We start from the raw sequence: 2,587 nt of genomic DNA, 5'->3' as shown, positions 1-2,587 counted from the left end.
GATCAGCGCCACCGTCGCCGGCCTCACGTCGCTCTATGCCGGCTGATCCCCGGCGGTCGGGCGGCGGTCGTGCCGCCGTGCCCGTCGCGGCCGGCCGGGGTGGGCTCGGTCCGCGGCGCGGGGATGCCAGCCGCGCCACCAGGCGCCGCCGGGGACGCGGTTGGGGCGACCTGCCCCGCCGCGGTGACGCTCGACGCCGGCCCCGCCGCGCCACCGGGCACGGCGGCGCCGACGGCTGCGGTCCCGCCAGTGGCCACGGACGCGGTCGGGGCGAGCTCCGAGGCCGCGGTGACGCTCGACGCCGGCGGAGCCAGCGTCACGACCTGCCCCGTCCGGACCGACTCGGCGATCGCACACGTCACGCGGTGGGTCTCCAGGGCCTCGGCGTACGGCACCCGGATGTCGTCGCCGATGCCGCGGACCGCGTCCACGAACGCCCGGTCGACCGCGACCCGGGCCGCGTCCGGATCGCCCGGAATGCGGCGTTCCTGCCCCGACTCGTCCCGCACGACCAGCTCGTCCTCGCCCACGTACATCGCCAGTCCGTCGGCCACGATCTCCAGCCCGGCCCGCTGTTTCCAGCCCAGGACACAGGCCGAGCTGATCGTGCCGACCGTGCCGCCGGCGAAGATCAACGTCGCTGCGGTGGCCGCGTCGACGTCCGCGTCGGGGACCGGGGGTGGCGCCCCGGTGCCGGCGGCGTACACCGCGGTCACGGGGCCGACCAGCGCCCGCGCCAGGTCGACCACGTGCGCCGCCTGCTCCACCACCGGTCCGCCGGACCGGTCGGACCGGATCCACCACGCCACGGGAGGCACCTTGTCCCACCAGACACCGTTGACCAGCCGCACGGGCCGGTCGGCCAGCAGCTGGGCCGCCGTGCGCACCACGTCTAGATAGCGCCAGTGGTGACCCACCGCGGTGAGCGTGCCGCGGCGGGCTACCTCGGCGGCCACCCGGGTCGGCACCGCCAGGTCCACGGCGAGCGGCTTCTCGACGAAAAGGGCAGCTCCCGATGCCAGCACCGCTTCCTCGGCATGGCCGTGCGCGAATGGGGGAACACACACGTAGACAGCGTCGGGTTGAAGCGAGAGGAGGGCCGCCGCGTCCGGCAGCGCGGGCGCTCCACACGTCGTGGCCAGGGCCTCGGCGGCGGGAGTGACGACATCGGTCACACCGATGATCTCCACGTCGGCGAAACCGGACAGCACACGCGCGTGGCGTTGAGCGACATTTCCGGCGCCGATCATTCCGATCCGACACTTTTCGCTATACGCCATAAACCGGCCTTTCATCTCGAATGTCCGCTCCACACCAGTTACTTTTGCCACCGGCGTATGCGGATCAAACATCTGATAGGTGTCGGACATCCGGAACCATCGACACTTCCCGCGTCATCAAACGTTCACACAGGTGAGTGGGCAATGCGCAATTCCATGATCAGTATGTGTAAAAGCGGGCGTGGTTTGGGTCGGGCAAACCGGGGAAATGGAACGCGCTCGCCGCGGCGCCGAGGGGCACGGAAGCCCGACGCACATCGGCGGCACAACGGACAGCAGAACTGAAGGCATAGCGGATCGCGTCTGGGGGTGTGCCTGTGTGGCACTCGCGAACAACCGTTTCACCAGTGGTCGAGGCCTGGTCGACCTACCGCACCGGCTCCGCGGGACAATGGACGCCGCGCCAGCTCGTCGCCGCCAAACGCGGCACGACAGTGAGTGTCGTCATTCCCGCCCGTAACGAGGAAGCGACGATCGGTGCGATCGTCGCCACCATCCGGCAACAGCTCGTCGAACGGGTCCACCTCGTCGACGAGCTCATCGTGGTCGACTCGCGGTCGTCCGACGCGACCGCCCGGGTCGCGGCGGCCGCCGGCGCCCACGTGGTCAGCCAGGACCAGATGACCCGCGGCCTGCCGCGGCTCGAGGGCAAGGGCGACGCGCTCTGGGCCGGCCTGGTCGCGGCGAGCGGCGACGTCGTGGCGTTCGTCGACGGTGACCTGGAGGACTTCGACGCCCGCTTCGTCACCGGCCTGGTGGGGCCGTTGCTCACGGACCAGAGCGTCGGCTACGTCAAGGGCTTCTACCACCGTGGCCTGCACCACTCGGCCGGCGTGGTCGAGGCCGACGGCGGCGGCCGGGTCACCGAGCTGACCGCGCGGCCGCTGCTCAACCTCTTCTGGCCGGAGCTGTCGGGGTTCGTCCAGCCGCTCGCGGGTGAGTACGCGGGGCGCCGGACACTCCTGGAGCGGCTGCCGTTCGTCTCCGGCTACGGCGTCGAGATCGCGATGCTGATCGACCTGCTGGAGCTCGTCGGCCTCGACGCGCTCGCCCAGGTCGACCTCGGCGAGCGGCGCCACCGCCACCAGAGCACGGAAGCGCTCGGCCGGATGTCCGCCCAGATCATGCACACGGTCTGGGAACGCCTCCAGCGCCAGGGCTGGGTCACCACCGACTCGCAGCCCTCGACGATGCTCACCCAGTTCCGCCGCGGCGGCACCGACGCGCTACCCAACCTCGACCGCGAGATCGTCGTCACGGACGTCTCGGTCCAGGAGCGCCCGCCGCTGCGCGAGATGGCCGACCTG

The 2,587-nt window shown here is 71.5% G+C and carries 2 protein-coding genes; one reads left to right on the top strand and one right to left on the bottom strand.

Annotated features, from left to right (window positions below):
- Window positions 1-23: 23 nt before the first annotated feature.
- Window positions 24-1,250, bottom strand: coding sequence for a Gfo/Idh/MocA family oxidoreductase (locus AB0H87_RS40530; protein ID WP_360158772.1), 1,227 nt, complete (start codon window positions 1,248-1,250; stop codon window positions 24-26).
- A gap of 347 nt (window positions 1,251-1,597) precedes the next feature.
- Here AB0H87_RS40530 and AB0H87_RS40525 point away from each other — a divergent pair.
- Window positions 1,598-2,587, top strand: a 990-nt coding sequence (locus AB0H87_RS40525) for a glucosyl-3-phosphoglycerate synthase (protein WP_360158769.1), incomplete at its 3' end; no start/stop codon positions are given.

Source organism: Asanoa sp. NPDC050611 (genome assembly GCF_040654855.1).
Lineage (GTDB): Bacteria > Actinomycetota > Actinomycetes > Mycobacteriales > Micromonosporaceae > Asanoa.
The sequence above is the reverse complement of the archived record's forward strand: the minus strand, read 5'-3'. Positions and strand labels throughout refer to the sequence as shown.